Source organism: Candidatus Neomarinimicrobiota bacterium, assembly GCA_018647265.1.
GTDB lineage: Bacteria > Fidelibacterota > Marinisomatia > Marinisomatales > TCS55 > TCS55.
This window is the reverse complement of sequence record JABGTK010000013.1, coordinates 1-4,204: the sequence shown is the minus strand read 5'-3', so window position 1 is coordinate 4,204 and position 4,204 is coordinate 1. Positions and strand designations below refer to the sequence as shown.

Annotated in this window: 4 protein-coding genes; all 4 read right to left on the bottom strand. The window is 40.2% G+C overall.

The window, feature by feature from the left end:
• The coding region (locus HN459_01125) for an AMP nucleosidase (GenBank protein ID MBT3478044.1) at positions 1-557 on the bottom strand (557 nt) is incomplete at its 3' end.
• A complete protein-coding gene (xth, locus tag HN459_01120) occupies positions 557-1,330 on the bottom strand; it encodes an exodeoxyribonuclease III (protein ID MBT3478043.1) in 774 nt (257 codons plus the stop codon). The genes HN459_01125 and xth, both read right to left, overlap by 1 nt.
• A gap of 57 nt (positions 1,331-1,387) precedes the next feature.
• The gene (locus HN459_01115) at positions 1,388-2,275 is read right to left on the bottom strand and encodes a hypothetical protein (GenBank protein ID MBT3478042.1); all 888 of its coding nucleotides are present in this window, start codon (positions 2,273-2,275) and stop codon (positions 1,388-1,390) included.
• A 9-nt stretch (positions 2,276-2,284) separates the two neighbouring features.
• Positions 2,285-4,204, bottom strand: a 1,920-nt coding sequence (locus HN459_01110; GenBank protein MBT3478041.1) for a TonB-dependent receptor, incomplete at its 5' end; no start/stop codon positions are given.

Below are 4,204 nucleotides of genomic sequence, written 5' to 3'. Positions count from 1 at the left end.
GTTTCCATATCGATCCCCAAAACACGAATTTTCTTTAGGTAATCCTTAAAAGCATCATCATGCTCCCAAACCCTCCGGTTGGTGGTATAGATAACGCCAGTCCTATATTCCAATTTTTGGTTCACCAATAATTCGGATACATGTTTGTGAATCTTGAATGATGGCATGGCGGGCACTTCTTTGGGGAAATAATCATCACCGGTCCCTTCGCCACGGATGGCCGCACTGGGAAGAATAAAATGGCCAATATCGGTTGATTTTTTCAAACCACCGCACTTGCCCAAGAAGAGCACACCTTTTGGACTAACACTTGACAAAAGGTCCATAACGGTAGCCGCATTTGCGCTGCCGATCCCGAAATTTATAATACTCACACCATCGTTGTTAGTGGCCGAGGTCATTGGGCCACCTTTCCCTTTTACTTCTACACGATATTTTTCAGCAAATTTTTCCACATAATTTTGAAAATTAGTCAGGAGAATCCATTCGCCAAAGTCCTCAGCTATGGTTCCTGTATATCGTTTAATCCAGTCTTTTACAATTTCTGATTTTTGCATTAGATGCCCTCCCCTTTTAGTGTGAGTGACACTGGGCAATGATCCGAGCCCATAATGTCGTCATGAATATCCGCATCTTCAAGCTGATCTACAAATCCTTCATTCACCCAAAAATAGTCGATGCGCCAACCTACATTTCTTTCCCGAGCGCCAAAGCGGTATGTCCACCATGAATAGCGATCCGGTTCTGGATGAAAATGGCGAAATGAATCTACCCACCCGTGGGATTCATAAGTATCCAACCACTCTCGCTCAATGGGCATAAACCCAGAATTTTTAACATTATCTTTCGGCCGGGCTAAATCAATGGGATGGTGTGCCGTATTCCAATCTCCGGTCACAATAACATTTGTCCCATTTTCCACTTGTTCATTTATTATGGGTAAAAGTTCGTCATAAAAATCAAGCTTATATTTCAGGCGAGTTTCATCTTTTTGACCGTTGGGGAAATAAATATTATAAAGTAAAAAGTCATCATGTTCTGTAATGAGTACGCGGCCTTCCCCATCAAACCGATCGATGCCAAGCCCCTCCTGAACGTAATGGGGCTCATTCTTGCAAAAAGTCGCCACGCCACTGTAACCCGCTTTTTCAGCTGAATGCCAAAAGGTATGATAGCCATGGTCTTCTATCAGTGAGGTACCAAGTTGATCAATTCTGGCCTTGGTCTCTTGGAGGCATACAACCTCAGGCTGTGTTTCATCCAACCAATCTAAGAAGCCCTTTTTTTCTGCGGCACGGATGCCGTTCACGTTCCAACTATAAAGTTTCATTAATTCCTCAAATGTTGGACGTGAAATTGGGGAATAAAGTTGAAATAAGGAAGTATCTTAAGGAGCTATCACCCTGTAAATTTTATCGGAAGCAAAAGAACCAAATAAACCAAAGCCCCCTTCAACTCCAAACGAATGCCCAACCATGCCATCGCCGGACAGAAAATTCACAAAATCTTTTCCATCTCGTTTGACAAAATATTTGAAAAAGTTCTCATCAAGTGTTCGCAAATTTATCATTAATGAGTCTGGTTTATCTTCGCTTGTATCCCACCACAAATTACTACAATCAACTGGTGGCGTTGTCCATTTGGACGTTTTTGGTGGAAGGTATGTTGTATGGCCCACACCACACATTGATTTGAATTCTGTTTTTAACTTAGTAGATATATTTCCGTTATAATCTCCATTTAAGTCAAACTTTACGGAATAAGGTTTTTTCACATAAACTGTATCAGGAACAGAAGATCCGTCAATTTTGGGAAATTTAGGTGTAGTTACAACACCGGTTAATTTTTCCAATCCCGGTGCTTCTACCGTTAAATAATAATCGGTGTCAGCTTTCGGTTTAAATGTTCCCGTTGAATCTACATAATAATTTTCCCATCGATTTAAATCGTCATTTAAGTGAAAAGAATAATTTATTACACCATCAGATATGGTCACTTTAGCCTCTTTCACAAAATCCGCTTTTTGATAAATTGGGTAAATAACGGTAGAATCTTTAAAGTCAACTGTATCATACCCCACAATAATTCTGTCCGGTTCTTGCAAGGAAAGGGTCCTACGAACATCGACAAAACTGGTAAAAGTATCATCCAGAGATATTAATCCGAATGCAACCAGTTTATTGGCTTCTTCCGATTCAATATTTTCCCATTCTGCCTTTGGTGCCATGCAAGCCAAGGATGCAAAAATAATTGTAATTGTAAATATTTTTTTCATGATTTTTCCTTAAATATCAAAACTTAGTCCAAAGGTGGCCATGAGGGGAAACATGGGAAATCCTTTTCGTTGTACGCGACCATAGTTCGCAGACTTTTCATTTGAATTTGTTCGATAAATCCAAAATAAATGGTTCAAGTGATTGGTCAAATTCAATACCTGAATGTAACGTTCCCCTTCGCCAAACATTTTGGATTTTGTTTTTTGCGTTATTCCCAAATCCAATCGTAAATAAGATGGGTATCGTTGACTATTTTTTTCTCCCACAAGGTATTCTCCCCAAGAATAGAAATTGTCGTTCCCATAATCTTGGTAATGGGTCCATCCGGGGATAGATCCTTGGATGGGTGTAAAAGGTAGACCGGAAGAAAAGGTTAAGGAAGAACTTATCTTTGTCCGTTCGGTCCGCTGCCAATACCCGACCATATTTAAAGTATGTTCTTTATCAAAGTTGGGACGGAACCAACCATCAATTTCAGTAAACCATTTTGTTTGGGCCCAGGTGTAACCAATCCATCCGCCATATTTTCCTGAATTTTTCTTTACTAAAAATTCCAAACCATAAGCATGGGCATCCGTTTTATAAAATTCATTAAAGGGATTGTACTGGATGTTTCCATCAATTTTGAAGGATGATCCTTGTTTTAAGGTAATCATATTGTCAAATGATTTGTAATATCCTTCCAAGCGGAAAATGATATTGTCCGGCGTAATATATTCCAATCCGGCGATTGTATGGTCAGAATATGGTGCTTTTTGATCCTCCGGCGTCCCCATCCAAATATCAATAAAGCGAAGACTTTCATCCCGTGGATTTGCAATGGTCAAATATTGGTAGTATCGACCCCAGTTAAATTTGACGGCCAAATTAGGTTTAATAAAATATTTAAGTCCTAACCGTGGTTCAGTATTAATATTTCCGTGGAGGGAATAATGGGATAATCGAAGCCCAAACTGTGTGGATAAGCGATCGTTTATAGTCCATTTATCCTGGATATAAAAAGCACTTTCATAAGCGCGTGATTTCATTTCCAGCGGTTTAACATGAATGGATGTGTCAATATTGGCCGAGGTGTACTCCATCCCTAAATCGAAATTAATGGATTTGAATTGACCCCCGCTAGAAATGGTGTGGTGGTCCGATGCTATCCATGTCAATTCTGTTTCTAGGGTTCGATCCAGAATATTATCAAATGTATCAAAGAATAAACCACTATAAGATTGGGTGCTATCACCGTCCTCAATATTGGTTGACCAAGATTCGTTATCCAAATCAATATTAAAACGAAAACGACTTTGGGCAGCGAATGTTTTCAGAATCAGATTTGATCCTTTAATCCATCGCCAAGTGAGGCTATTTGTATGGTTTCCCCAGCGCCAATCGAATAAAGATTTATCCCTATTTGTACCAGATTCATCATTATTTTCTGAAAAACTGGAGGACCCATCCCCCTTTATACTCAATACATCATCACCATAAAATTGGCTGTATGTAAGGCGATGCTTCTCATTGATATCCAAGTTGACCTTCCCTTGGAAATCGTAAAAATAGTAGGGCACTTTACCGCTTCCCCCGCTGGCCTTAATGAGCGTATTTGCGACCACATCAAAATAGGTTCTGCGCCCAGCTAACATGTAGGACCCTTTCATGCCATTCCATTTGATGGGGCCTTCGATCAATCCCTTTGCTGATAAAAGAGAAATATTCACCTTCCCCTGAAATTCTTCTGTATTCCCTTCCCGATTGATTACATTCAGGATGGATCCCATGCGTCCGCCATACCGTGCAGGAAATCCACCGGCGTGGAAGTCTGCCTCTTTTATGGCATCCGTATTAAAGGTAGAAAATAATCCACCCAAGTGATAGGGGTTATAAATGGTAATGCCATCAAGCATAATCAGGTTTTGGTCTGGTGTGGACCCGCGTAC

Bases quoted from the DNA above. Each gene is read 5' to 3' on its own strand.
- xth (MBT3478043.1), bottom strand. From the start codon at position 1,330: ATGAAACTTTATAGTTGGAACGTGAACGGCATCCGTGCCGCAGAAAAA.
- HN459_01115 (MBT3478042.1), bottom strand. From the start codon at position 2,275: ATGAAAAAAATATTTACAATTACAATTATTTTTGCATCCTTGGCTTGC.